The sequence below is a fragment of the Actinomadura meridiana genome (assembly GCF_039537545.1).
In the GTDB taxonomy this organism is placed as follows: Bacteria; Actinomycetota; Actinomycetes; order Streptosporangiales; family Streptosporangiaceae; genus Spirillospora; species Spirillospora meridiana.
Genome location: NZ_BAABAS010000019.1, coordinates 191,998 through 213,063, shown reverse-complemented (window position 1 = coordinate 213,063; position 21,066 = coordinate 191,998). Strand labels below are relative to the sequence as shown.

23 protein-coding genes are annotated in these 21,066 nt (G+C 71.9%); 12 read left to right on the top strand and 11 right to left on the bottom strand.

What is annotated here, in order from left to right; genetic code table 11:
- The first annotated feature begins 108 nt into the window (after nucleotides 1–108).
- Nucleotides 109–1,797: an aa3-type cytochrome oxidase subunit I gene (ctaD, locus tag ABD808_RS25870; RefSeq protein ID WP_344901264.1), complete on the top strand. Its 1,689-nt coding sequence runs from the start codon at nucleotides 109–111 to the stop codon at nucleotides 1,795–1,797.
- A gap of 3 nt (nucleotides 1,798–1,800) precedes the next feature.
- On the opposite strand, the gene qcrB is transcribed toward ctaD, so the two are convergent.
- Both qcrB and ABD808_RS25860 read right to left on the bottom strand, forming a co-directional pair.
- Entirely contained in the window at nucleotides 1,801–3,441 is a 1,641-nt protein-coding gene (gene qcrB / locus ABD808_RS25865) for a cytochrome bc1 complex cytochrome b subunit (RefSeq protein WP_344901261.1), read from the bottom strand.
- A gap of 143 nt (nucleotides 3,442–3,584) precedes the next feature.
- Nucleotides 3,585–4,463: a LysR family transcriptional regulator gene (locus ABD808_RS25860; protein ID WP_344901258.1), complete on the bottom strand. Its 879-nt coding sequence runs from the start codon at nucleotides 4,461–4,463 to the stop codon at nucleotides 3,585–3,587.
- A gap of 96 nt (nucleotides 4,464–4,559) precedes the next feature.
- Here ABD808_RS25860 and ABD808_RS25855 point away from each other — a divergent pair, with 96 nt between their 5' ends.
- Nucleotides 4,560–5,921: an MFS transporter gene (locus tag ABD808_RS25855; protein WP_344901254.1), complete on the top strand. Its 1,362-nt coding sequence runs from the start codon at nucleotides 4,560–4,562 to the stop codon at nucleotides 5,919–5,921.
- Here ABD808_RS25855 and ABD808_RS25850 read toward each other — a convergent pair.
- Complete coding sequence (locus ABD808_RS25850) at nucleotides 5,869–6,975, bottom strand: PrsW family intramembrane metalloprotease (protein ID WP_344901251.1); 1,107 nt, start codon at nucleotides 6,973–6,975, stop codon at nucleotides 5,869–5,871. The genes ABD808_RS25855 and ABD808_RS25850 overlap by 53 nt on opposite strands.
- Entirely contained in the window at nucleotides 6,972–7,565 is a 594-nt protein-coding gene (locus ABD808_RS25845; protein ID WP_344901248.1) for a hypothetical protein, read from the bottom strand. Before ABD808_RS25845 ends, ABD808_RS25850 begins: the two co-directional genes overlap by 4 nt.
- Before the next feature lie 105 nt (nucleotides 7,566–7,670).
- On the opposite strand from ABD808_RS25845, the gene ABD808_RS25840 reads away from it, so the two are divergent.
- From ABD808_RS25840 to ABD808_RS25830, 3 genes are all read left to right on the top strand, one after another.
- Entirely contained in the window at nucleotides 7,671–8,462 is a 792-nt protein-coding gene (locus tag ABD808_RS25840) for a putative protein N(5)-glutamine methyltransferase (protein WP_344901245.1), read from the top strand.
- A gap of 53 nt (nucleotides 8,463–8,515) precedes the next feature.
- On the top strand, nucleotides 8,516–8,668 hold the full coding sequence (locus ABD808_RS25835; protein ID WP_344901242.1) for an LPFR motif small protein: 153 nt from the start codon (nucleotides 8,516–8,518) through the stop codon (nucleotides 8,666–8,668).
- Nucleotides 8,669–8,751: 83 nt separating this feature from the next.
- Entirely contained in the window at nucleotides 8,752–9,918 is a 1,167-nt protein-coding gene (locus ABD808_RS25830) for an acyl-CoA dehydrogenase (RefSeq protein WP_344901239.1), read from the top strand.
- Here ABD808_RS25830 and ABD808_RS25825 read toward each other — a convergent pair.
- Both ABD808_RS25825 and ABD808_RS25820 read right to left on the bottom strand, forming a co-directional pair.
- The gene (locus ABD808_RS25825; RefSeq protein ID WP_344901236.1) at nucleotides 9,893–11,335 is read right to left on the bottom strand and encodes a sensor histidine kinase; all 1,443 of its coding nucleotides are present in this window, start codon (nucleotides 11,333–11,335) and stop codon (nucleotides 9,893–9,895) included. The genes ABD808_RS25830 and ABD808_RS25825 overlap by 26 nt on opposite strands.
- A 1-nt stretch (nucleotide 11,336) precedes the next feature.
- Nucleotides 11,337–12,017 carry a response regulator transcription factor gene (locus ABD808_RS25820; RefSeq protein WP_344901233.1) on the bottom strand — a complete coding sequence of 227 codons (681 nt, stop codon included), beginning with the start codon at nucleotides 12,015–12,017 and terminating at the stop codon, nucleotides 11,337–11,339.
- A gap of 134 nt (nucleotides 12,018–12,151) precedes the next feature.
- Between ABD808_RS25820 and ABD808_RS25815 the strand changes: the two genes are divergently transcribed.
- Both ABD808_RS25815 and ABD808_RS25810 read left to right on the top strand, forming a co-directional pair.
- Nucleotides 12,152–12,493 carry a PepSY domain-containing protein gene (locus ABD808_RS25815; protein ID WP_344901230.1) on the top strand — a complete coding sequence of 114 codons (342 nt, stop codon included), beginning with the start codon at nucleotides 12,152–12,154 and terminating at the stop codon, nucleotides 12,491–12,493.
- A 76-nt stretch (nucleotides 12,494–12,569) separates the two neighbouring features.
- Nucleotides 12,570–13,049: an SRPBCC family protein gene (locus ABD808_RS25810; protein ID WP_344901227.1), complete on the top strand. Its 480-nt coding sequence runs from the start codon at nucleotides 12,570–12,572 to the stop codon at nucleotides 13,047–13,049.
- An 11-nt stretch (nucleotides 13,050–13,060) separates the two neighbouring features.
- Here ABD808_RS25810 and ABD808_RS25805 read toward each other — a convergent pair whose 3' ends face one another.
- From ABD808_RS25805 to ABD808_RS25795, 3 genes are all read right to left on the bottom strand, one after another.
- Nucleotides 13,061–13,354, bottom strand: coding sequence for a hypothetical protein (locus ABD808_RS25805; RefSeq protein WP_344901224.1), 294 nt, complete (start codon nucleotides 13,352–13,354; stop codon nucleotides 13,061–13,063).
- A gap of 262 nt (nucleotides 13,355–13,616) precedes the next feature.
- Nucleotides 13,617–13,829 carry a DUF5999 family protein gene (locus tag ABD808_RS25800; RefSeq protein ID WP_344901221.1) on the bottom strand — a complete coding sequence of 71 codons (213 nt, stop codon included), beginning with the start codon at nucleotides 13,827–13,829 and terminating at the stop codon, nucleotides 13,617–13,619.
- A 136-nt stretch (nucleotides 13,830–13,965) separates the two neighbouring features.
- Nucleotides 13,966–14,481, bottom strand: a complete 516-nt coding sequence (locus tag ABD808_RS25795) for a hypothetical protein (protein WP_344901218.1) — start codon at nucleotides 14,479–14,481, stop codon at nucleotides 13,966–13,968.
- Nucleotides 14,482–14,879: 398 nt separating this feature from the next.
- On the opposite strand from ABD808_RS25795, the gene ABD808_RS25790 reads away from it, so the two are divergent.
- From ABD808_RS25790 to fdhA, 4 genes are all read left to right on the top strand, one after another.
- Nucleotides 14,880–15,542, top strand: a complete 663-nt coding sequence (locus ABD808_RS25790; protein WP_425548981.1) for a DedA family protein — start codon at nucleotides 14,880–14,882, stop codon at nucleotides 15,540–15,542.
- Entirely contained in the window at nucleotides 15,539–16,711 is a 1,173-nt protein-coding gene (locus ABD808_RS25785) for a sensor histidine kinase (protein WP_344901215.1), read from the top strand. The genes ABD808_RS25790 and ABD808_RS25785 overlap by 4 nt, the downstream gene beginning before the upstream one ends.
- Nucleotides 16,702–17,349 carry a response regulator gene (locus ABD808_RS25780; protein WP_344901212.1) on the top strand — a complete coding sequence of 216 codons (648 nt, stop codon included), beginning with the start codon at nucleotides 16,702–16,704 and terminating at the stop codon, nucleotides 17,347–17,349. The genes ABD808_RS25785 and ABD808_RS25780 overlap by 10 nt, the downstream gene beginning before the upstream one ends.
- 76 nt (nucleotides 17,350–17,425) lie before the next feature.
- Entirely contained in the window at nucleotides 17,426–18,634 is a 1,209-nt protein-coding gene (gene fdhA / locus ABD808_RS25775; protein ID WP_344901209.1) for a formaldehyde dehydrogenase, glutathione-independent, read from the top strand.
- Between the two features lie 9 nt (nucleotides 18,635–18,643).
- Here fdhA and ABD808_RS25770 read toward each other — a convergent pair whose 3' ends face one another.
- Both ABD808_RS25770 and ABD808_RS25765 read right to left on the bottom strand, forming a co-directional pair.
- Nucleotides 18,644–19,738, bottom strand: a complete 1,095-nt coding sequence (locus ABD808_RS25770; RefSeq protein ID WP_344901206.1) for an FAD-binding protein — start codon at nucleotides 19,736–19,738, stop codon at nucleotides 18,644–18,646.
- A 27-nt stretch (nucleotides 19,739–19,765) separates the two neighbouring features.
- Nucleotides 19,766–20,227 carry a MarR family winged helix-turn-helix transcriptional regulator gene (locus ABD808_RS25765; protein WP_344901203.1) on the bottom strand — a complete coding sequence of 154 codons (462 nt, stop codon included), beginning with the start codon at nucleotides 20,225–20,227 and terminating at the stop codon, nucleotides 19,766–19,768.
- Nucleotides 20,228–20,364: 137 nt separating this feature from the next.
- On the opposite strand from ABD808_RS25765, the gene ABD808_RS25760 reads away from it, so the two are divergent.
- Nucleotides 20,365–20,820 (top strand): DoxX family protein, encoded by a 456-nt coding sequence (locus ABD808_RS25760; protein WP_344901200.1) that lies wholly within the window; start codon nucleotides 20,365–20,367, stop codon nucleotides 20,818–20,820.
- The last annotated feature ends 246 nt before the right edge of the window (nucleotides 20,821–21,066 follow it).

Here is a 21,066-nt window from a genome sequence, read left to right as displayed (position 1 = left end):
TTCGATGCCGCGCCGCCCGCGTTCGGAACGGGGCGCGGGAACGGCCGCGTTTGAAACGGGCCTGCGCGGCAAGTGCCCCCGTGGGTCTCGCGGGAGGGAGGGCGGTGGATGACGGCCGTTCAGGGGAGGGACGACACCAGCGTCGCCGACGCGCTGGCCGGGCACCGCAAGGGCACCAGGATCGGCCACGTCCTGGCGACGACCGACCACAAGATGGTCGGCTACCTGTACCTGACGACCTCGTTCGCCATGTTCCTCATCGCCGGGCTGATGGCGATGCTGATGCGCGCCGAGCTGCTGGAGCCCGGCAAGCAGATCATGGACAACCAGCACTACAACCAGCTGTTCACGATCCACGGCACGATCATGATGCTGCTGTTCGCGACGCCGCTGTTCCTCGGGTTCGCCAACGTGATCGTCCCGTTGCAGATCGGGGCGCCGGACGTGGCGTTCCCCCGGCTGAACGCGCTGACCTACTACCTGTTCCTGTTCGGGGCGCTGATCGTCCTCGCCGGTTTCCTGATGCCGGGCGGCGCGGCGTCGTTCGGCTGGTTCGCGTACTCGCCGCTGACGTCGGCGACGTTCTCGCCCGGCGACGGCAAGGACCTGTGGATCATGGGTCTGATCATCTCCGGGGTGGGCACCACGCTGACCGCGGTCAACCTGATCACCACGATCATCGGGATGCGCGCCCCCGGCATGGTGATGTTCCGGCTGCCGATCTTCACCTGGAACACGCTGCTGACCGGGCTGATGGTGATCATCGCGTTCCCGGTGCTGGCCTCGGCGCTGTTCGCGCTGGAGGCCGACCGCAGGCTCGGCGCGCACATCTACGACGGCGCGCACGGCGGCGGGCTGCTCTGGCAGCACCTGTTCTGGTTCTTCGGCCATCCCGAGGTCTACATCGTTGCGCTGCCGTTCTTCGGCATCGTCACCGAGATCATCCCGGTGTTCGCGCGCAAGCCGCTGTTCGGCTACCTCGGCATGGTCGGCGCAACCATCGCGATCACCGGCCTGTCGATGACGGTGTGGGCGCACCACATGTTCGCCACCGGCCAGGTCCTGCTGCCGTTCTTCTCGATCACCTCGTTCATGATCGCCGTGCCGACCGGGATCAAGTTCTTCAACTGGGTCGGGACGCTGTGGAAGGGGCAGTTGACGTTCGAGACGCCGATGCTGTTCGCGCTGGGATTCCTCACGACGTTCCTGTTCGGCGGGCTGACCGGCGTGATCCTGGCGTCCCCGGCGATGGACTTCCACCTCACCGACTCGTTCTTCGTCGTCGCGCACCTGCACTACGTCCTGTTCGGCACCGTCGTGTTCGCCATGTTCGGCGGGTTCTACTTCTGGTGGCCGAAGATGACCGGGAAGCTGCTGAACGAGACCTGGGGGAAGGTCCACTTCTGGTCGCTGTTCGTGGGGTTCCACACGACGTTCCTCGTCCAGCACTGGCTCGGCGCGGAGGGCATGCCGCGCCGCTACGCCGACTACCCCGACCAGTTCGCCACGCTGAACTTCGTCTCGTCGGTCGGGTCGTTCGTGCTGGGCGCGTCCACGTTCGCGTTCCTGTGGAACGTGCTGATCACCTGGCGGCGCGGGGAGCGTGTCGAGGTGGACGACCCGTGGGGCGCCGGGGGCTCGCTGGAGTGGGCGACGTCGTGCCCGCCGCCGCGCCACAACTTCACGTCGATGGCGCCGATCCGGTCGATCCGTCCGGCGTTCGACCTGCGGTACCCGCCGAAGGAGCCGCCCCAGGAAGCCGAACCGGCGCTGCCGCCGCCCTCCGGCCGCTCCTGACAATCACTCGCCGTCGCGCTCGTCCTGGCCGTCGTGCCCGTTGGAGCCGTGGCGCAGGTCGCCCTGGCCTCCGCCATGCGACTCGCTCTGGTAGTTCAGGTAGAAGCGGTTGACGCGGGTCCGCACCTGCGTGCGGGCCCGGTCGGGCGTCGGCAGCGGGATGATGTGGTGCGGGTAGGGGGCGACGAGTTCGCCCGGCCGCCGCGTCCGCTGGAGGGCCTCCTGGTCGGGCCCGGCCTGCTCGTGCCGCTCGTGGAAGCCGCCGCCCGGGTCCAGCGAGATCAGGCCGCTCTCCACGCCCTCCGCGCGCGTGCGCAGGTCACGGCGCTGGAGGCTCAGGCAGACCCGCCGGGTGACGGTGAACGTCAGCAGCGGCGCGACGAAGAATCCGGCGCGGAAGAACCAGGTCGTCCAGAACAGCGGGATGCCGAACGCCCACGCCAGGACGTCGTTGCCGCCCGCCGCCCACAGGTTCCCGTACCAGGCGATGACGGCGGCGCCGATCGCGGTCCTGGTGGCGGCGTTGCGCGGCCGGTCGAGCAGGTGGTGCAGGCGTTCGTCGCCCGTCGCCCAGCGTTCCACGAACGGGTACAGCCCGATGAGCGTGAAGAAGATCCCGGGCAGGACGACGGCGGGCAGCAGCACGTTCCACATGATCGTGTGGCCCCACAGGTTCGTCTCCAGGGGCGGCATGATGCGCAGCGCGCCTTCGAGGAAGCCGACGTACCAGTCGGGCTGGGAGCCGAACGACACCTCGTCCGGCTGGTACGGGCCGTACAGCCAGACCGGGTTGATCTGCGCGAACGTCGCCAGCGCGGCCAGGACGCCGAACGCGAACAGGAAGTAGGAGGTGCTCTGCGTCGCGAAGTGCGGGAAGGTCGGCTCGCCGCTCACCGCTCGCTCCCGCCTGCCCTTGCCCGGCCAGATGGTGTGCGTCTGGTGCCAGAGGATCATCAGGTGCGCGGTGATCAGGGCGAGCAGCAGCGCGGGGATCAGCAGGATGTGCACGGTGAACAGCCGCGGGATGAAGTCCTCGCTCGACGGGAACTGCCCGCCGAAGATCCACATGCTGGCGTACGTCCCGACGAGCGGGACCGACAGCACGATGCCGTTGAAGATCCGCAGGCCGGTGCCGGACAGCAGGTCGTCGGGCAGCGAGTAGCCCGCGAACCCCTCGGCGACCGCGAGCGCGAACAGGGTGGTGCCGATCACCCAGTTGATCTCCCTGGGCTTGCGGAACGCGCCGGTGAAGAAGATCCGCATCAGATGGATGGAGATCGCCGCGAGGAACAGGTTCGCCGCCCAGTGGTGGATCTGCCGCATCAGCAGCCCGCCCCGTACGTCGAACGTCAGGTGCAGCGTGGAGGCGTACGCCTCGCTCATCTCGCGGCCGCGCAGCGGCGCGTACGAGCCGTCGTAGATCAGCACGGACCCGCTCGGCTTGAAGAACATCGTCAGGTACACGCCGGTGATCAGCAGGACGATGAACGAGTAGAGCGCGATCTCACCCAGCAGGAACGACCAGTGCTTCGGGAACGCCTTGCCCAGGCTCGTCCGGAGGAACTGGGTGGAGCCGAGCCGGTCGTTGACGCCCCACGCCACCCTTTCGAGTTCGGCCTTCGCGCCGCCCTTCCGTCCAGCCATCGCGCCGCTCCCCGGGCCGAGCACTGATTTTCGCAGCCCCGGTACCCATGGCCCGACCCCGCAAACGCCGGTCCGGGCGGGGTCAGCAGGGGTCGGGCGGGGGTCAGTTGGGGTGAGCCGGGGTGAGCCGGGGTGAGCCGGGGTCAGCCGCTCGCGGCGTAAAGCACCTCGCGCATGCCGGGCAGCGCCTCCCGGTCGGCCCGCCACACCAGCCGGAGGCTGAGGTCGGGCGTGTCGAGCGCGAGCCGCGCGAGCGTCCCGGCCGCGATCCGGTCCCGGACGGCGAACTCCGGCAGCAGCGCGACGCCGAGACCCCGTTCCGCCCACGCGGCCATCACCGTCACGCTCCCGGCCATGACCCGTTCGACGGCCGGGCCGAACAGCCGGTCCCCGGCCAGCCGGAACGAGCAGGCTGGCACGTTGACCAGCAGCTTCTCGCCGCGCAGGTCACCGGCGGCGACGAGCGGGGCGGCGGCGAGCGGATGGTCCGGCGCGGCGACCAGGACGAGCGGGACGGGTTCCAGATCGAGATGGTCGAGCGGCGCGCTCGGCGCCGCGAACCCGAGCCCGCCGACGCCGTCACCGGAGTCCAGCAGCAGCGCGGCCTCCAGGTCACCGGCGGCGACGGCGGTCAGGAGCCGGTCGCGGGCGCCCTCCGACTGGACGTCGACGCGCAACCCCGGGCGCCGCTCGGCGAGCCGCGCCAGCACGTGCGGGACGTGGGTCGCGGCGATGCTCTCCAGCGCGCCGAGCCGCAGCACGGGCCGCTCCCGGGCCACCTCGCGCCGCGCCTGGTCGGCGTCGCGCAGCAGCCGCCCGGCCCAGCCGCGCATCCGGTCGCCCGCGGGCGTCAGCGTCATGCCCTTCGGGCCCCGGTCGAACAGCGCCACGCCCAAGGACCTTTCGAGCGCGCGGACCTGCTCCGACACCGACGACGGCGCGAGCCCGAGCGCGTTGGCGGCGTCGGTGACGGTCCGGTGGGCGACGACGGCCTCGAACGCCCGCAGCTGGCGCAACTCCATGCCGGTGGCAACCCGACCCGAGCGTTCGGATATTCCGAACGCAGCGTGCGGAACCGCCGGTGGAGCGGGACGGTACCCGTTCCCAGACTGGCGGCCATGAGATCGACCCTCACGCTGTTCGGCGTCTCGCTCGGCTACTTCATGATCCTGCTCGACACCACCGTCCTGTCAGTCGCCGAACCCGACCTGGTCGCCTCCCTGGACGGGACGGTCGCGGGCCTGCAATGGGCCGTCACCGGCTACACGGTCGTGTTCGGCGCGCTGCTGCTGTCGGCGGGCGCGGTCGCCGACCGGTACGGCGCGCACCGGGCGTTCCGCGCGGGAATCGCCGTGTTCGGCGCCGGGTCGCTGCTGTCCGCCGCCGCGCCCGACCTGTGGACGCTCGTCGCGCTGCGGGCCGTCCTCGGCGTCGCGGCCGCCGCGTGCGTGCCCGCCAGCATGGCCATGATCGCCCGGCTGTATCCGGTTCCGGCGGAACGGGCGCGGGCCGTCGCCGTCTGGGCGGCGATTAGCGGCGCCGCACTCGCCGCCGGTCCCGTCGTGGGCGGCGCGCTCGTCGGGCTCGCCGGGTGGCGCGCGGTCTTCCTGGTCAACGTGCCGTTGGCTGTCATCGTCCTCGTTCTCGTCGCCGGACGGGACGTCCACTGCCCGCGCGGCTCGCGCGCCATCGACTGGTGGGCGCAACTCCTCGCGTGCGCGGCCCTGGCCCTGCTGACGGACGCGCTCATCGCCCTCGGCTCGGGGGCGGACGTCCACGCGCTCGGCTCGGGCGCCGGGGCCGTGCTGGCGGGTGCGGCCTTCGTGCTCCGGGAGCGGGGGAGCGCGGCGCCGGTCCTGCCCCCGGCCGTGCTGCGGGTGTCCGGAATCCCCGCCGCGCTGGTGGCGGGGGCGGCGGTGAACTTCGTGATGACGGGCGTCCTGTTCGTCCTGCCGCTCGTGTTCGCGGAGGTCCTCGGGTTGACGCCGTTCCAGACCGGGCTGGCGTTCCTGCCGATGACGCTGCCGTTCGCGGTGAACCCGCTGATCACCGGGCGGATCGTCGCGGCGGCCGGGCCACGCCGTCCCGTCCTGCTCGGGCTGGGGCTGCTGACCTGCGGGGGAGTGCTGTTCGGGACGGTCCTGCTGGACGGCGCGACCTACCCGCCGCTCGTCGCGGGCCTGCTGTGCACCGGCTTCGGCGTCTCGTTCGCGCTGCCGGCCCTCGCGACCATGGTCGTCACCGGTGCCCCGGACGGCATGGCGGGCACGGCGGGCGGCCTCCTGAACGCCGCGCGGCAGGGCGGCGCCACGCTGGGCGTCGCGGTCATGGGCGCGTTCGCGTCCGTCGGGTCCGGGTCCTCCGCCGGGAACGAGCCCGCGTACGCGCTGTTCCTCGGCGCGGCCGTGTGCGCGGCGGCACTGCTGGTCAGGCCGCGCGCCCGTGTCCGGCCACACGCCGAGGCGACGGGCAGGCGTTGAGACGGTGGCGCAGGTCCGCGATGTCGGCGCGCAGCCGGTCCGCGTCGCGGGGATCGTGTTCCAGGCCGCCGAGATCCTCCTCGATCAGGTCGAGTTCGGTGGCGCGGAGCCGGGCGAGCAGCCGCCTCGGTTCCCCGCCGGGCACGTCCCACCGCTCCTTGCGGCGCCACTTGCGGTGCGCGAGGACATGGCTCTCGCCCGGCACCAGGACCCCGCCCGCCGTCTCGGCCTGCGCCGACCGCCGGAAATGCGCCAGATAGTGGCGGCGCGCCAGCCGGTACGTGACGATCGCCGTCAGCAGGATCGGGGCGCCCTTGACCGGCAGCAGCAGCACCCCGGACAGGACGGGCGCGTCCCACCACGAGTGCAACGCCATCGCCAGCACGACCCCGCCGAACGCGAGCGCCGCGCCAGTCCGGGACGCCCGGCCGAGCAGGCAGCCGAGTCCCGCGCCGCCGATCGCCGTCATCGCCCAGTGGCTCCACCAGGCGCCGCCGACGACCCGACTCGCGAACGAGAACAGCGCCGCGTTCACGTCCTGCGTCGCGCCGGTCAGCACGATCGTGTTCAGGACGTAGAGGAAGTTCTCCGCGATCTGGAAGCCGAGTCCGGTCAGCGCGCCGTAGGCCCACCCGTCCAGGGGGCCGCGGATCGCGGACGGCGCCATCAGCGCCAGCGTCACCACGCCGAGCAGCTTCAGGAGCTCCTCGTCCACCGGGGCGGCGATGGAAGCGCCCCACGCCGCGTTGAAGTCGGGCCCGGCGGTCTTCCCGAGCACCGCCCCGAACGCCCCGTTCGTCCGCAGCGCCAGCCCGAACGCCGCCAGCCCCCCCCACGCCACCGCGAGCAGCACGTACCCGATCGGGTGCGACCGGACCGGATGCAGCCGGCGCAGCGACCACACGCCCGCCGCCAGCGCCGGTGCGAGCAGCGCGGCCCCGGCGATGGACCCGAGCGGGAACGTCCGGACGGCGGCGGCCATCCCGAGGACCGCGAACCACGTCCCGATCAGGCACGCCGCGGCCCACAGCCAGAACGCTGGGCGGCGGGTCACGGGCGGCCTTCCGAGGTCTGCGACGTGCCGGGCCCGGAGATCGTCACGGTTCGCACCATCGCCTCCACCTGCGCCGCCACGTTCTGGAACGCGACCGGGGGACCGGCGGCCGTCACCGTCGCGCCGAGCGTGTCGGTCGCGTAGACGGCGGCCGTGCCGGTGCGGCCCCGGCCGGTCAGCGTCCCGATCAGCCCGGACAGCCCGTGCGCCGTCGTGATCGGACGCGGCCGCGTCCCGAGCCGCGTGCGCCCGCCGATGGCGACGATGCGGGCGAGGCCGTCCCACAGCTCGCGCGCGTCGAACGGCACGAGCGGGATGACGACGCTCAGGTTGAACACGACGTCCGCGCTGTGCAACTGGGCATAGCCGCTGAGCGACGAGTTCCCCTTGTTGAGAACCCACCCGTTGTGCGTGACCGTGACCGCCACGGGCCGGACGCCGTCGCTCTCCGTGCCGACCGACACGATCGTTCCGGGTGCGAGCTGCCTGCGCCCGCTTCCGAGGGCCAGGTCCAGCAGGGGCATCCCCGCGCACAGGACCAGCAGCGCGAGCGCCACGAGCCCTGTCTCCGACCATCTCACGCGCGCCACGCAGACCCCCCGAATGACCCGTGCCGCGGTGGAATGCCCCTTGACATCTCCCCTAAACAGAGGCGAGCGGCCAGGCGGGCCCGTGAGGATAGGGTTGGGCCACCCATGACAGCGTTCTTTACCGAATCCGCCGTCGCCGCCCGGCTGCGCGCGGCGGGCTGCGTCTTCGCCGAGGACGAGGCGCGCCTGATCCTCGACACGGCCGCCACCCCCGACGACGTCTCCGCCATGGTGGAGCGCCGGGCCGCCGGGCTGCCCCTCGAACACGTCCTCGGCTGGGCCGAGTTCCGCGGTCTGCGCGTCGCCGTGGACCCGGGTGTCTTCGTGCCGCGCCGCCGCACCGAGTTCCTCGTCCAGCGGGCCGCCGCGCTCGCCCCGCCGCGTCCCGTCGTGGTCGACCTGTGCTGCGGCTCCGGTGCGCTCGGCGCCGCGCTCGCCGCCGAGCTGCCCGACCACGGCGGATTCGAGCTGCACGCCGCCGACATCGACCCGGCGGCGGTGTGCTGCGCCCGCCGCAACGTCGCGCCGTTCGGCGGCCGTGTCCATGAGGGCGACCTGTTCGACCCGTTGCCGGGCGATCTGCGCGGCCGCGTCGGCGTGCTGCTCGCGAACGTGCCCTACGTCCCGGCCGACGAGATCGCGCTCCTGCCCGCCGAGGCGCGGCTGCACGAGGCGCGGGTGGCGCTCGACGGCGGCGGGGACGGTCTCGACGTCCTGCGCCGCGTGACGTCCGAGGCCGCGGCCTGGCTGGCCCCGGGCGGATGGCTGCTGTTTGAGACGAGCGAACGGCAGGTCCCGGACGCGGTCGCCGCCGTCGAGCGGGGAAGGCTCGCCGCGACCGTGGAGACGTCCGAGGAGTTCCACGCCACGGTCATCATCGGCAACAAATCCGTGTAAATCCTCAAGGTCGGGTAAATGGCGCTATACGACAACTCGAAGGAGTGAGGTCCATGCGCCGCATCAGTGCAGCGCTCAGCGCCATCGTCGGCACGATCGCGGGTGTCCTCAGCGCCATCGCGGGCGCGATCATCGGCATCGTCACGCTTCCGTTCCGGGTGATCCAGCGCCTGCTCACCCCGTCGCGGCGCCGCCACCGAACTTGACTCGGGGTGGCGGCTCGCTTATTTTGGCGTTCAAATATTGGTCGTCAAAGTAATGGCCGTCGCGGCGGCCGCGCGGAGGAACGATGAGCGACTTTCCCGCCTACGCCCCGTCCGAGGAGCACGAGCTGCTCCGGCGCACGGTGCGCGAGCTGGCCGATGCCAAGATCGTCCCGTTCGCGGCGGAGGTGGACGAGGAGTCCAGGTTCCCCCGTGAGGCGCTCCACGCCCTGGTGGCCAACGACCTGCACGCCGTGCACGTCCCCGAGTCCTACGGGGGCCTCGGCGCGGACGCCCTCGCCACGGTCATCGTGATCGAGGAGGTCGCCCGCGCGTGCGCGTCGTCGTCGCTGATCCCGGCGGTGAACAAGCTCGGCACCGTCCCCGTCCTGCTGTCCGGCTCGGAGGAGCTGAAGAGCAAGTATCTGGGGCCGGTGGCGCGCGGCGAGGCCATGTTCTCCTACGCCCTGTCGGAGGCAGACGCCGGATCGGACGCGGCGGGCATGAAGACCCGCGCCGTCCGCGACGGTGACGCCTGGGTGCTGAACGGCACCAAGATGTGGATCACCAACGCGGGCGAGTCGGAGTACTACACGGTGATGGCCGTCACCGACCCGTCGCAGGGCGCGCGGGGGATCTCCGCCTTCGTCGTCGAGAAGGGCGACCCGGGCGTGTCCTTCGGCCCCAAGGAGCGCAAGCTCGGCATCAAGGGGTCCCCGACTCGCCAGGTGATCCTGGAGGACGTCCGCATCCCCGCCGACCGCATCATCGGCGCCGAGGGCACCGGCTTCAAGACCGCGCTGGCCACCCTGGACCACACCCGCATCACGATCGCCGCCCAGGCCCTCGGCATCGCCCAGGGCGCCCTGGACTTCGCGATCGGCTACGTCAAGGACCGCCGCCAGTTCGGCAAACCCATCGCCGACTTCCAGGGCGTTCAGTTCATGCTCGCCGACATGGCCATGCGCCTCGAAGGGGCCCGCCAACTCACCTACCACGCGGCGATCAAGTCCGAGCGGGCGATGCACGGCGAGAAGATCGCCGACCTGACCTTCGTCTCCTCGGCGTGCAAGACGCTGGCGTCGGACGTGGCCATGGACGTGACGACCGACGCCGTCCAGCTCCTCGGCGGCTACGGCTACACCCGCGAGTTCCCGGTGGAACGCATGATGCGGGACGCGAAAATTACTCAGATCTATGAGGGCACGAATCAGATCCAGCGGATGGTCATGGCCCGCCAACTGCTGAAGTAACCGGCAGCCGCACCTCGAACACCGCGCCGCCGCCGGGCGCCTCGCCGACGGTGAGGACGCCGCCGTGCGCCAGCACCAGGTCACGGGCGATGGCGAGGCCGAGGCCCGCGCCGCCCTCGTCCCGGGCGCGGGCGTCGTCCAGCCGGACGAACCGCTCAAAGATCCGCTCCCGGTCGGCGGGCGGCACCCCGGGACCGTCGTCCGCGACCCGCACGACGGCCGTGCCCGCCTCGCCCGACACTGAAAGCCGTACGGCCGTGCGCGCGTGCCGTTCGGCGTTGTCGAGAAGGTTGCCGACGACCCGCGAAAGCCGTCCCGGCACCCCCATCACGTGCGGATCGTCGTCGATCGACGCCGTGATGGGAATCCGGTCACCCGTGCCCCGCCGGTCCAGCTCCTCCTGGACGAGACGCCCCAGCGCGACGGGCCGCTCCGGCGGACGGTCGCCCGCGTCGATCCGGGCGAGCAGCAGAAGGTCGGCGGCCAGATGTTGGAGGCGCACGACGTCGGCGGCGAGACCGTCCACGTCGAGCAGCTCGGGATGCGCCTGCGCGACCTCCAGTTGGGTGCGCAGCGACGCGATCGGGCTGCGCAGCTCGTGCGAGGCGTCCGCGACGAAGCCACGCTGCCGGGCCACCGAGTCCTCCAGCGCGGCGAGGGTCTCGTTCGTCGTGATCGCGAGCCGGGCGATCTCGTCCCGCGCGCCTGGCACCGGCACCCGCCGCGCCAGGTCCCCGGCGGCGGTGATCCCGGCCAGCTCCGCCCGGACGGCCGCCACCGGCCGCAGCGCCCGGCGCGTGACCAGCCAGGTCACCGCCGCGACGACGGCGAGCAGCGGGAGCAGGCCCGCCAGCAGCGACCGTGTGACGGTGCCGACGGCGTCCCGCACGGCGGCCAGGTCGGCGCCCGCGTACACGGTGACGGTCTCGCCCGCGGGCGTCGTCACTTCGACCGCGGCGAACCGGTAATCGGCGGTGTGGCCATCCACGGTCGCGCTGCCGGTGGACAGGTGCGGGCCGTCGTCCGACACCTCGCCGCGCCCCGGATCGTCGTCGTCATCGTGGTCGTCGTCCCCGTCGCCAGTCCCGCGCGGGGACGAGTCGGGCCGCACGCCCGGCGATCCCGTCCCGCTGATCGCCTCCAGGTCCTCGCTGGCGGCGCGCACGCGCCCGCTCTCGTCGACGACCTGCACCGGATGGTCGTCGCCGTCCGGCAGGTCCAGGCTCCCGTACGGGACGCCGGTCGCGAGCCGCGCGGCGACCTCCCGCGCCGTGACCTCCGCCCGCAGCTCGGCCTGCCCGGCGAGGTTCGCGCGGAGCAGCAGCACCACCGCGAGCCCGGCCGCGACCAGCGCGATCGCGACCACGGCGGTCGCGGCGAGCGTCGTGCGCGCCCGGACCGACGACAGCCCCCGCACGTCAGGCGCCCCCGTCCCTGGCCAGCCGGTACCCCGCCCCGCGCACCGTCGTGATCGACCGGCGGCCGAACGGGACGTCGAGCTTGCGCCGCAGCGCGCTCACGTACACCTCGACGATGTTGGGGTCCCCGTCGTAGGCGAAGTCCCAGACGGCCGCCATGATCTGCGCCTTCGACACGACCCGGCCCGCGTTGGACGCCAGGTGCTCCAGCACCGCGAACTCCTTGGCGGTCAGCTCCACCTCCGCGTCCCCGCGGAACACCCGCCGCGCCGCCGGATCCACGGTGAGGTCGCCGAGGACGATGGACGGCGCGGCGCCCCGCGTCCGGCGGCGCAGCAGCGCGCGGATCCGGGCGACGAGCACCACGTAGGAGAAAGGCTTGGTGAGGTAGTCGTCGGCGCCGGTGTCGAGGCCCTCCGCCTCGTCGTACTCGCCGTCCTTGGCGGTCAGCATCAGGATCGGCGTGTCGTCGCCCGCCGCCCGCAGCGACCCGCACACCCGGTAGCCGTTCATCCCCGGGAGCATGACGTCCAGGATGATCAGGTCGAACTCCCCGGTCAGCGCCAGGTCGAGACCCACGGCTCCGTCATGGACGGTCTCGACCGCGAACCCCTCGGCCGCCAGCCCGCGGGCGAGTGACGCGGCCAGGCGTTTCTCGTCCTCCACGAGCAGCAGGCGCATGCCCACAGCCTGCCAAACCGTCCCTGAAGGCGGCTTCAGGAAGCTTCAGGAGCGCCACAGGAACGCCGGGCAGGGTCGAGGTCGTACGGCGCGTCCGGACCCACCGGCCGCCGACACGACACCCGGAGGGTGCCATGAGGATCAACGCGCGGCGCTTCACCGTGGGACGCGGCCTGACGGTGGCGGTCGTCGCCGCGGGCGTGCTCGCGGTGGGCGGGGCCGCCACCGCGTTCGCCGACCACGACGGCGCACCCGGTAATGGGCACGCGACGCCCGTCACGGCGACGGAGGCGGCCGCCGCCGCCCTGAAGGCGGTTCCCGGCGGCACGGTGGAGGAGGTCGAGCTGGACGACGGTGCCGTCTGGGAGGTCGACGTCATCGCCAAGAACGGGGTCGAACACGAGGTGACCCTGGACGCGAAGACCGGCAAGATCCTCGCCTCCACGATCGACCACGACGATGACGACGACGACTGACCGGCACCGTCGTTGACGTGAACCATCCGGTTGCCTAGCGTGACAGGCAACCGGATGGCCGCGTTTTGGACGGTGCATGGACGAGACGCCCGCAAGCGAGTTCGTGTACACGACCTACATCAGGGCCACACCGGAACGGCTCTGGAAGGCGCTGACCGACCCGGCCCTCACCCGCCGCTACTGGGGCGTCGCCTTCGAGACCGACTGGGCCCCGGGCTCCCCGATCATCTGGCACGAGGAGAACGCGACGACCGCCGACCCGGAACAGGTCGTCCTCGAAGCCGACCCGCCCCGCCGCCTCTCCTACACCTGGCACACGTTCACACCCGAATGGGCACGCGCGGTCGGCGTCGACGAAGACACACGCGCGAAACTCCTGGCGGAGCCGCGCTCCACGGTGACGTACGAGATCGAACCCGCCGGGGAGACGGTCAGGCTGACGGTCGTCCACGCGGCGGGCGACGCGCTCTTCGCCATGTCGCGGCAGGGCTGGCCGCACGTCCTGTCCGGCCTGAAGACGCTGCTGGAGACCGGCGAGCCGCTGCCCCTCGCCTGACCGACCGGCCGTCAGAGGCGCAGGCCGGTGCTGCCGCCCGTCTCCTCCTCGCCGTCGGTGGTGGGCTCGGTTTCGAGGTACTCGTCGTCCGGCCAGAGGGCGTCGGCGAGGCAGGCGAGGTACTCCTCGTCGGCGGGGTCGAGTTCGGCGGTCATCGACTCCGGATGGTCGGCCGGGGAGGGCGTGCGCGGCGGCGGGTCGGGGGCGGTGTCCTGGAACGGGACGTGCGGCATCGGGTGGAGAAGGTTCGGCAGGCAGAGGCCGAACAGGGCGACCAGTGACACGAGGACCAGGACCGTGGTCACGCCACACCGTCCTTTCGCGGTCGAGTCCGCACGATTCCTGTGTAAGGAGCGAAACAGTTGAACGCTACCTGGGCGGCCGATCGGATGGGAGTCCGACATGCTGATCTCCGGCGACTACGCCCGCGGGGAATCTCGTGGGACGCGCGTGCGACGCGAGGAAGCGCAAGCAAGCGTGAGGCGGGGTGCGGCCCGGCGCCGAACGGCGCGTGACCAGGCGCCCGGTCGCCGTGAGCCGTCCGTGAGGCGTGGGGAGTCGGGCGCCTCAGGCGGCGGTGGTGGGACGGTGCGGCGCGATCACGCGACCGTCGGGCAGGAGCTCTCCCGTGTCGTCGAAGACGACGATGCCGTTGCAGAGCAGGCTCCAGCCCTGCTCCGGGTGGCTGGCGACGGTGCGCGCGGCCTCGCGGTCAAGGTCGTCCGGAGCCGGACAGTGCGGCTCGTGCTGGCAACAGGTTGTGTCGTGTTGAGCGGTCACGGGGTCCTCCACGGTGTCCCGAGATTTAAGGACATAGATTCAGCCTGCCGTGGCCCGACCGAAATATGCAAGTGGATGGGGGATTCTTTACCGTTAGATACGTGTAAAGCCGGACAAGCAGGGCATCGCACATGATTCATCTCAGAAGGCCCTCGCCGGGCTCGTCGCCATGGTCCACGTCGAGGCCGACGACGGACGCGCAGCCCGTGCAGAGCCACTCCGCGATGACCGCCTCCGGGTTGGTCCCGTGCGTCCGGTAGGGACGCTCGACCGCCCGGCGCCGCATCCCGTGGCCGCAGGACGGATGCAGCAGCAGCCCGCAGGTGGGGCACGGCCAGACGTCCTCGCACCGCAGGTCACAGCGGGGGCACAGCGGCGACTCGTAGGACCCGGCCGCCCCGGCCGCCCCGGCCGCCCCGGTGGGCTCCAACTCGCCGAGCCACTCCTGTTCGAGGTCGAGGTACTCGTCGCTTGGCCAGTGGTGATCGGCGAGCCACGCGAGGTACTCCTCGTCACCCGGGCCGAGGATGGCCGTCAGGGACTCGGGATGCTCGTTCTCCGAACGGTGGGGGAGCCGGCCGTGCCGCGCCGTGGCCAGGAGCGTCAGCAGGCCGAGGAGCGCGGCCGCGACCAGGCCTGTCGCCAGGGGCATCGCGGCGTCCTTATGATCTTGCGGCGGGAATCTTCGATCATGAATTCACATCACAAAACCCTGCGAACGCTACAAGAAAGGTTCTTTACTGAAAAGTCGATCAAAAGGATTCCTTACCAGGATCATGACGGCGGTGACGTCCGAAACCGGGCCCTGTTCATGTCCAGAACCGGCCCGGCCTGCGGGAACCGGCCCCGGGGGAGCCCCGGCGGGGGCCTCGGGACGATGTCCGGTTTCACTCTCCGCTGAATCCGCCCGCGCCCGCCGCCCGGCTGCCCGGCCTGGACCGTGCCACCCGACCCTGTGGAAAACCGCAGGATCGGGGTGCGGGACGCGGCCGCACAGGTGGGCGGTGTACTCCATGGTGGTGCCGGCGTCCGGTTTCTAGCGTCGTCAACATGATCGAAATGGCCTACACGGCGTCCGGGAGCGAACCCGTCGGCGGCATCGCGGGATGGGCGACGGACCTGATGGACACCCTCGGCGCCCCCGGCGCTGGGCTGGCGATCGCGCTGGAGAACCTGTTCCCGCCCCTGCCGAGCGAGGTGATCCTGCCGCTGGCCGGGTTCACGGCCGCGCAGGGCCGGATGAGCCTGGCGGCGGCGCTGGTGTTCACGACGCTCGGCAGCGTCGTCGGCGCGCTCGCCCTCTACGGGATCGGCGCGCTCATCGGACGCGACAGGATCCGCCGTCTCGTGGCGCGGCTCCCGCTGGTCAAGCTGTCCGACCTGGACCGGACGGAGGCGTGGTTCGCCCGGCACGGCGCCAAGGCGGTGTTCTTCGGCCGCATGATCCCGATCTTCCGCAGCCTGATCTCCGTCCCGGCCGGGCTGGAGCGGATGCGGATGACCACCTTCCTGCTCTACACGACCCTGGGCAGCCTGCTGTGGAACACGGCGTTCGTCCTGGCCGGATACCAGCTCGGCGACAACTGGCGGACCGTCGAGGACTACGTGGGCATGTACTCCAAGGTGGTCGTCGCGCTCGCGGCCGTCGCCGTGGCGGTGTTCGTGGCCGTGCGTGTCGTGCGGGAGCGCCGGAAGGCGAGAATGCCAGCGTGACCACGTCTTCTTCCGCCGGGCGCCCGCGTCGCGCCGTCCTCGCGACGGTGGGCCTGGCGCTGGGCGCCGTCACCGCCGGGGCGGAGTTGGTCCTGCTGGCGGTGGCGGCGCTCCTGATGGCCTACTCGCTGGCCTTCTCGCGCGGCCAGCGGACGGTCCCGGCGGTCGTCGCGGACGCCGCGCGGACCGTGACGGAGCTGGAACGCTGGAGGCTGCGCAGGTTCCACGGCGAGGACAGGGCCGTCGAGTACGGCCCGCTGCGGGCGCTGGCGTATCTCGTCCTGCGCGTGCCGGTCGGGCTGCTCGGCGGAGTGATCCTGATGCTGCTCGCCTACGGCGCGGCGCTCGGGGGCGCGCTGGCCGTGAGCTGGTGGATCACAGGCGACTACCTGGACGGCATCGCCCCGAGCCCGTGGATCGTCCTGTACACGGTGGTCTTCGGGTCCGTGCTGCTGTTCCTCGCCGTGCAGGGCCTCGTCGGGGTCGTGGCGCTGGAGCGGACGGTGGCGCGCCGCTGCCTCGGCCCGAGCCCGCTGGAGGCGTACGAGCGCCGCATCGCGCAGCTGTCGGTCACCCGCGCGGAGGTGGTGGACGCGGTCGACGACGAGCGCCGCCGCATCGAACGCGACCTGCACGACGGCGTCCAGCAGCGACTCGTCGCGCTCGGCATGCTGATCGGCCGCGCCCGCCGCGCCCGCGACGACGAGCGCTCGGCCGACCTGCTGCGCCAGGCGCACGAGGAGTCGCGGCGCGCCCTGGAGGATCTGCGGGAGGTCGCCTGGCGCGTGTACCCGGCCGCGCTGGACGGCGAGGGCCTGCGCGCCGCGCTGGAGACGGTGGCCGACCGGTCCGCGCTGCCGGTGACGATCTCCTACGACGTCCCCGCCCGCCCCCCGCACGCGGTGGAGACCGCCGCGTACTTCGTCGTCTGCGAGGCCGTCACCAACGCGGCCAAGCACTCCGGCGCCCACCGGATCAGGGTGGACGTCACCGGATCGGACACAATGATCGGCGTGCGGATCGAGGACGACGGCGGCGGCGGAGCCGACCCGGGCGGCGGCGGGCTGGCCGGGCTGGCCCGCAGGGTCGCCGCGCTGGACGGGACGTTCGCCCTCCACAGCCCGCCCGGCGGCCCGACCGTGATCACCGCGGAGCTGCCGTGCGGGTGATGCTGGCCGAGGACTCGACGCTGCTCCGCGAGGGCCTGGTCCGGCTGCTCGCCGAGGAGGGCCACGAGGTGACGGCGGCGGTCGGCGACGGCGACGCGCTGCTCACCGCCGTGGCGGCGGGCCCGCCGGACGTCGTGGTCGTGGACGTCCGGATGCCGCCCACGCACACCGACGAGGGCCTGCGCGCCGCGCTGCGGATCAGGGGGCGCTGGCCGGACGTCGGCGTCCTCGTCCTGTCGCAGTACGTGGAGAAGCGCTACGCCACCGAGCTGATCACGGCGGACACGACCGGCGTCGGCTACCTGCTGAAGGACCGCGTGGCGCAGGTGGACGAGTTCCTCGACGCCCTGGACCGCGTCGGCTCCGGCGGCGCCGCGTTCGACCCGGAGGTGGTGCGCCGCCTCCTCGCCGCGCACGGGCCGCGCGCCGACCCGCTGTCGCGCCTCACCCCGCGCGAACGGGACGTCCTCGACCACATGGCGCAGGGCCATACCAACGCCTCGATCGGCCGGCTTCTGCACATCTCGCAGAGCGCGGTGGAGAAGCACGTCAACGCGATCTTCGAGAAGCTCGACCTGTCGCACACGACCGGGTACAGCCGCCGCGTCCTGGCCGTCCTCCGCTACCTCGGCACCTGAACTCCCGGCAAACCGGACTAACAGCAATAAATCGGGTATGGGTCCTGGTCAATCCTCAATCCGCGGAGGAGGGGGCATGGCGGACACCAACCGAGGAGTCGTCTACCAGCGGCCCGGCGAGGTCACGGTCGAGAACCTGGAGTTCCCGAAGCTCGAACTGGCCGAGCAGAACGGCCGCAAGCTCGAACACGGCGCGATCCTGAAGGTCCTGGCCACCAACATCTGCGGCTCCGACCAGCACATGGTGCGCGGCCGGACCACCGCTCCCGCCGGGCTCACGCTCGGCCACGAGATCACCGGCGAGGTGATCGAACTCGGCCGGGACGTCGAGTTCATCAAACAGGGCGACCTCGTCAGCGTCCCGTTCAACATCGCGTGCGGCCGCTGCCGCAACTGCAAGGAACGCCACACCGGCGTGTGCGAGAACGTCAACCGGGACCGGCCCGGCGCCGCCTACGGCTATGTCGACATGGGCGGCTGGCACGGCGGCCAAGCGAGTTACGCGGTCGTCCCGTACGCGGACTTCAACCTGCTGAAGTTCCCGGGCGACCGCGACACGGTGATGGCGAAGCTCCAGGACCTGGCGATGCTGTCGGACATCTTCCCGACCGGCTACCACGGCGCGTTCACGGCGGGCGTCACCACCGGCTCCACCGTGTACGTGGCGGGCGCGGGCCCGGTCGGGCTCGCCTGCGCCACCGCGTGCCTGCTGCTCGGTGCCGCCGTCGTGATCGTCGGCGACATGAACGAGGAGCGGCTCGCGCAGGCGCGCGGGTTCGGCTGCGAGACGATCGACCTGTCCAAGTACGCCGACGTGCCCGCGCAGCTCGACCAGATCCTCGGCATCCCCGAGGTGGACGCGGCCGTCGACTGCGTCGGGTTCGAGGCGCGCGGCCACGGCCCGGAGGGGTCGGCGGGGGAGCAGCCCGCGACCGTCCTGAACACGCTGATGGACATCACCCGCGCCGCCGGACGCCTCGGCATCCCCGGCCTGTACGTGACGGGCGACCCGGGCGCGCCGGACGAGAACGCCAAGATCGGGCAGCTCGGGCTGCGGATCGGGCTCGGCTGGGCCAAGTCGCAGGTCCTCACCACGGGACAGTGCCCGGTGATGACCTACAACCGCCAGCTGATGATGGCGATCCTGCACGACAAGGTCGAGATCGCGCGGAACGTCAACGCCTCGGTCATCCCGCTCGACCAGGCGCCCGAGGGGTACGCCGCGTTCGACAAGGGCGCCGCGCACAAGTACATCCTCGACCCGCACGGCCTGGTGGCCGCCTGACCGCGCGCGTCAGGCGGGGACGGAGTCGACCGCGTAGCGGGCCCCGCCCACCGCACGGGCGCGGTCGAGCAGGGCCCGGTTCCCGGCGAGCATCGCCGCGACCGGCGAGCAACCCGGCGAGGCGGTCCGCAGGACGCTGAACAGCACCGGATCGTCGGGCGCGTCCAGCCTCGGGACGCGCCCGACCCGCAGCGCCTTGACCAGGATCACCCCGCTCACGCCCAGCCCGGACGGGGTCAGCTCCGCCAACGTCGCCTCGATCACGGCCGTCGCGTGGGACGCGGGCAGGAACACCATTCCCCAGGGATGCGGCCGCGCCCATTCGCCGAGCGCGACCAGTTCCTCCACGTCGGGCCGTAGCCGGTCGCAGAAGTCGAAATAGGGCAGCTCCTCGATATCGGCCGTCCCGGGCGGCGGCTCGCCGTCGGCCCCGTACAGGACGGCCTTGACCTCGTACGCCCACCCGTCCGGCGACGGCCTGACCTGCGCCGAGACATGGTCGGCCCGGACCTCGCGCTGGACGCGGAGCACGTCCTCGGCGTCCCGGCACGGGATCGTGCAGGCCAGCACCCGCTCCGGTGCCGGGATGAGCGCGACCGTCGCCCCGGTGATGACGCCGTGCCGTCCGAGCCCGCCACGGACCGCGTCGAACAGCCCGGCCCGCGTGCCGGAGGAGCAGGAGACCACCTCGCCGTCCACGACGACGTCCAGGCCGAGCACGGTGTCGGCCTGCGTCCCGTAGATGTGGGACGTCCCGCCGACACCGCCGGCGGAGATCGTCCCGCCGACCGTGACGTCGAGGTAGTCGGTCAGCACCGGCGGGGTGAGGCCGTGCCGCAACGTCTCGGTGAGAAGCGCGTGCCAGGTCGCCCCGGCGGCGACGGTCACGTCCCGCGCGCCGACTTCGACGCCGGTGAGCTCACGCAGATCCAGCGAGACACCGCCGGTGAGCGACTGGCCGTAGGTGGAGTGCCCGAGGCCGCGCGGCACCACGTCCAGGCCCCGCGCGGCGGCCTCCCGGACGGCGCGCGCGACCTCGTCCACCGACCGGGGCCGGACGACGCGGGCGGGCGAGCGCGCCACGATCCCGCCGAAGTCACGCACGGGCGCGCACTCCCGGGCGCCCGCGGCTCACCGTTGCCGCAGCCGTTCGGCCACCCGGCCGAGCGCGTCGCCGAGCAGGTCGATCTCCTCGGGGGCCAGCACCTCGATCAGCGCCTCGCGGACGACGCGCCGGTGCCCGGGCCGGACGCGGGCGAGCGCGGCGGCGCCCTCCTCGGTCAGCTCGGCCCACACCGACCGCCGGTCGGACTCGTTCTCGGTGCGCTTGACGAAGCCGTCGCGTTCGAGCTGGGTGACCTGGTAGGTGAGGCGGCTCTTGGACACCATCACCACGCGCGCCAGGTCGGACATGCGCAGCCGGTTGCCCTCGGCGAGGCTCAGCCCGACGAGCACCTCGAACTCGGGGTGCGAGAGCCCGCCGTCGCGTTTGAGCTGTCGTTCGATCTCGTAGTCGATCAGGTGGCCGGCGGCCAGAAAGGCCATCCAGGCCCGGAGCTCGTGTGGTTCGAGCGGGTCCCCGGGGTCGTTCATACGGTGATTCTAGGTGGCCTGGTGATTCTAGTCGTCCCGAATAGTAATTGAAATTTCTAAATGGTCTGGATTTGAATCATCGTCTGCTAGCGTCGAAACCGTTCATATTTGAATCTTCAACCAGAGGAGACCGAGGCATGCTCCCCACTCGCCGTCCCCCCGCGCTCCCCGACGCCGGGCTCCTCATCGGCCGGCTGGCGGTCGGTGTGATCTTCGTCGCGCACGGCTGGCAGAAGGTCTTCGACACCGGCCACGCGGGCGTCGCCGACGGCTTCGACAAGCTCGGCATCCCGCTCCCGGACCTGTCCGCCCTCTTCGCGTCCTACGTCGAGCTGCTCGGCGGCGCCGCGCTCATCGTCGGCCTGCTGACCCCGCTCGCGGGCGTACTGATCGCGCTGAACATGGGCGGAGCCTTCTGGTACGTGCACAAGGGCCACGGCATCTTCTCCGAGAACGGCGGCTACGAGTACGTCATGGTCCTCGCCGGAGTCGCGCTCCTGCTCGCCGCCACGGGCGCGGGCCGCTTCTCGCTGGACGCCGTCATCTGGCGCCGCCGCGAGAACGCTCCAGAGCACGAGTCGATCCCGGCCTGACCCCCCGCCGCTCCGTTCGACGGCCGTCGGCCCACGGCCGCTGACCCGGCCCGTCCACGCACCGCCCCGCGGGATCCTCGCGCACCGGATCTCGACCCCCCGGAACGGCGTGGACGGGTCGCTGGCGTTCCGGGGGGCGCCGACGCGCCCGGCCCACCCGGTCGCCGCAAGTGTGACGAAGATCACTTTCTGGTGCGCGTCCACTGTCACATGACAGTCGGGTAAACCTCTGTTACCTACCAGGAA

Excerpts from the sequence above, each read along its gene's own strand:
- ctaD (WP_344901264.1), top strand. The coding sequence starts at position 109 with ATGACGGCCGTTCAGGGGAGGGACGACACCAGCGTCGCCGACGCGCTG.
- qcrB (WP_344901261.1), bottom strand. The coding sequence starts at position 3,441 with ATGGCTGGACGGAAGGGCGGCGCGAAGGCCGAACTCGAAAGGGTGGCG.
- ABD808_RS25860 (WP_344901258.1), bottom strand. The coding sequence starts at position 4,463 with ATGGAGTTGCGCCAGCTGCGGGCGTTCGAGGCCGTCGTCGCCCACCGG.
- ABD808_RS25855 (WP_344901254.1), top strand. The coding sequence starts at position 4,560 with ATGAGATCGACCCTCACGCTGTTCGGCGTCTCGCTCGGCTACTTCATG.
- ABD808_RS25840 (WP_344901245.1), top strand. The coding sequence starts at position 7,671 with ATGACAGCGTTCTTTACCGAATCCGCCGTCGCCGCCCGGCTGCGCGCG.
- ABD808_RS25835 (WP_344901242.1), top strand. The coding sequence starts at position 8,516 with ATGCGCCGCATCAGTGCAGCGCTCAGCGCCATCGTCGGCACGATCGCG.
- ABD808_RS25830 (WP_344901239.1), top strand. The coding sequence starts at position 8,752 with ATGAGCGACTTTCCCGCCTACGCCCCGTCCGAGGAGCACGAGCTGCTC.
- ABD808_RS25820 (WP_344901233.1), bottom strand. The coding sequence starts at position 12,017 with ATGCGCCTGCTGCTCGTGGAGGACGAGAAACGCCTGGCCGCGTCACTC.
- ABD808_RS25815 (WP_344901230.1), top strand. The coding sequence starts at position 12,152 with ATGAGGATCAACGCGCGGCGCTTCACCGTGGGACGCGGCCTGACGGTG.
- ABD808_RS25810 (WP_344901227.1), top strand. The coding sequence starts at position 12,570 with ATGGACGAGACGCCCGCAAGCGAGTTCGTGTACACGACCTACATCAGG.
- ABD808_RS25795 (WP_344901218.1), bottom strand. The coding sequence starts at position 14,481 with ATGCCCCTGGCGACAGGCCTGGTCGCGGCCGCGCTCCTCGGCCTGCTG.
- ABD808_RS25790 (WP_425548981.1), top strand. The coding sequence starts at position 14,880 with ATGATCGAAATGGCCTACACGGCGTCCGGGAGCGAACCCGTCGGCGGC.
- fdhA (WP_344901209.1), top strand. The coding sequence starts at position 17,426 with ATGGCGGACACCAACCGAGGAGTCGTCTACCAGCGGCCCGGCGAGGTC.
- ABD808_RS25765 (WP_344901203.1), bottom strand. The coding sequence starts at position 20,227 with ATGAACGACCCCGGGGACCCGCTCGAACCACACGAGCTCCGGGCCTGG.
- ABD808_RS25760 (WP_344901200.1), top strand. The coding sequence starts at position 20,365 with ATGCTCCCCACTCGCCGTCCCCCCGCGCTCCCCGACGCCGGGCTCCTC.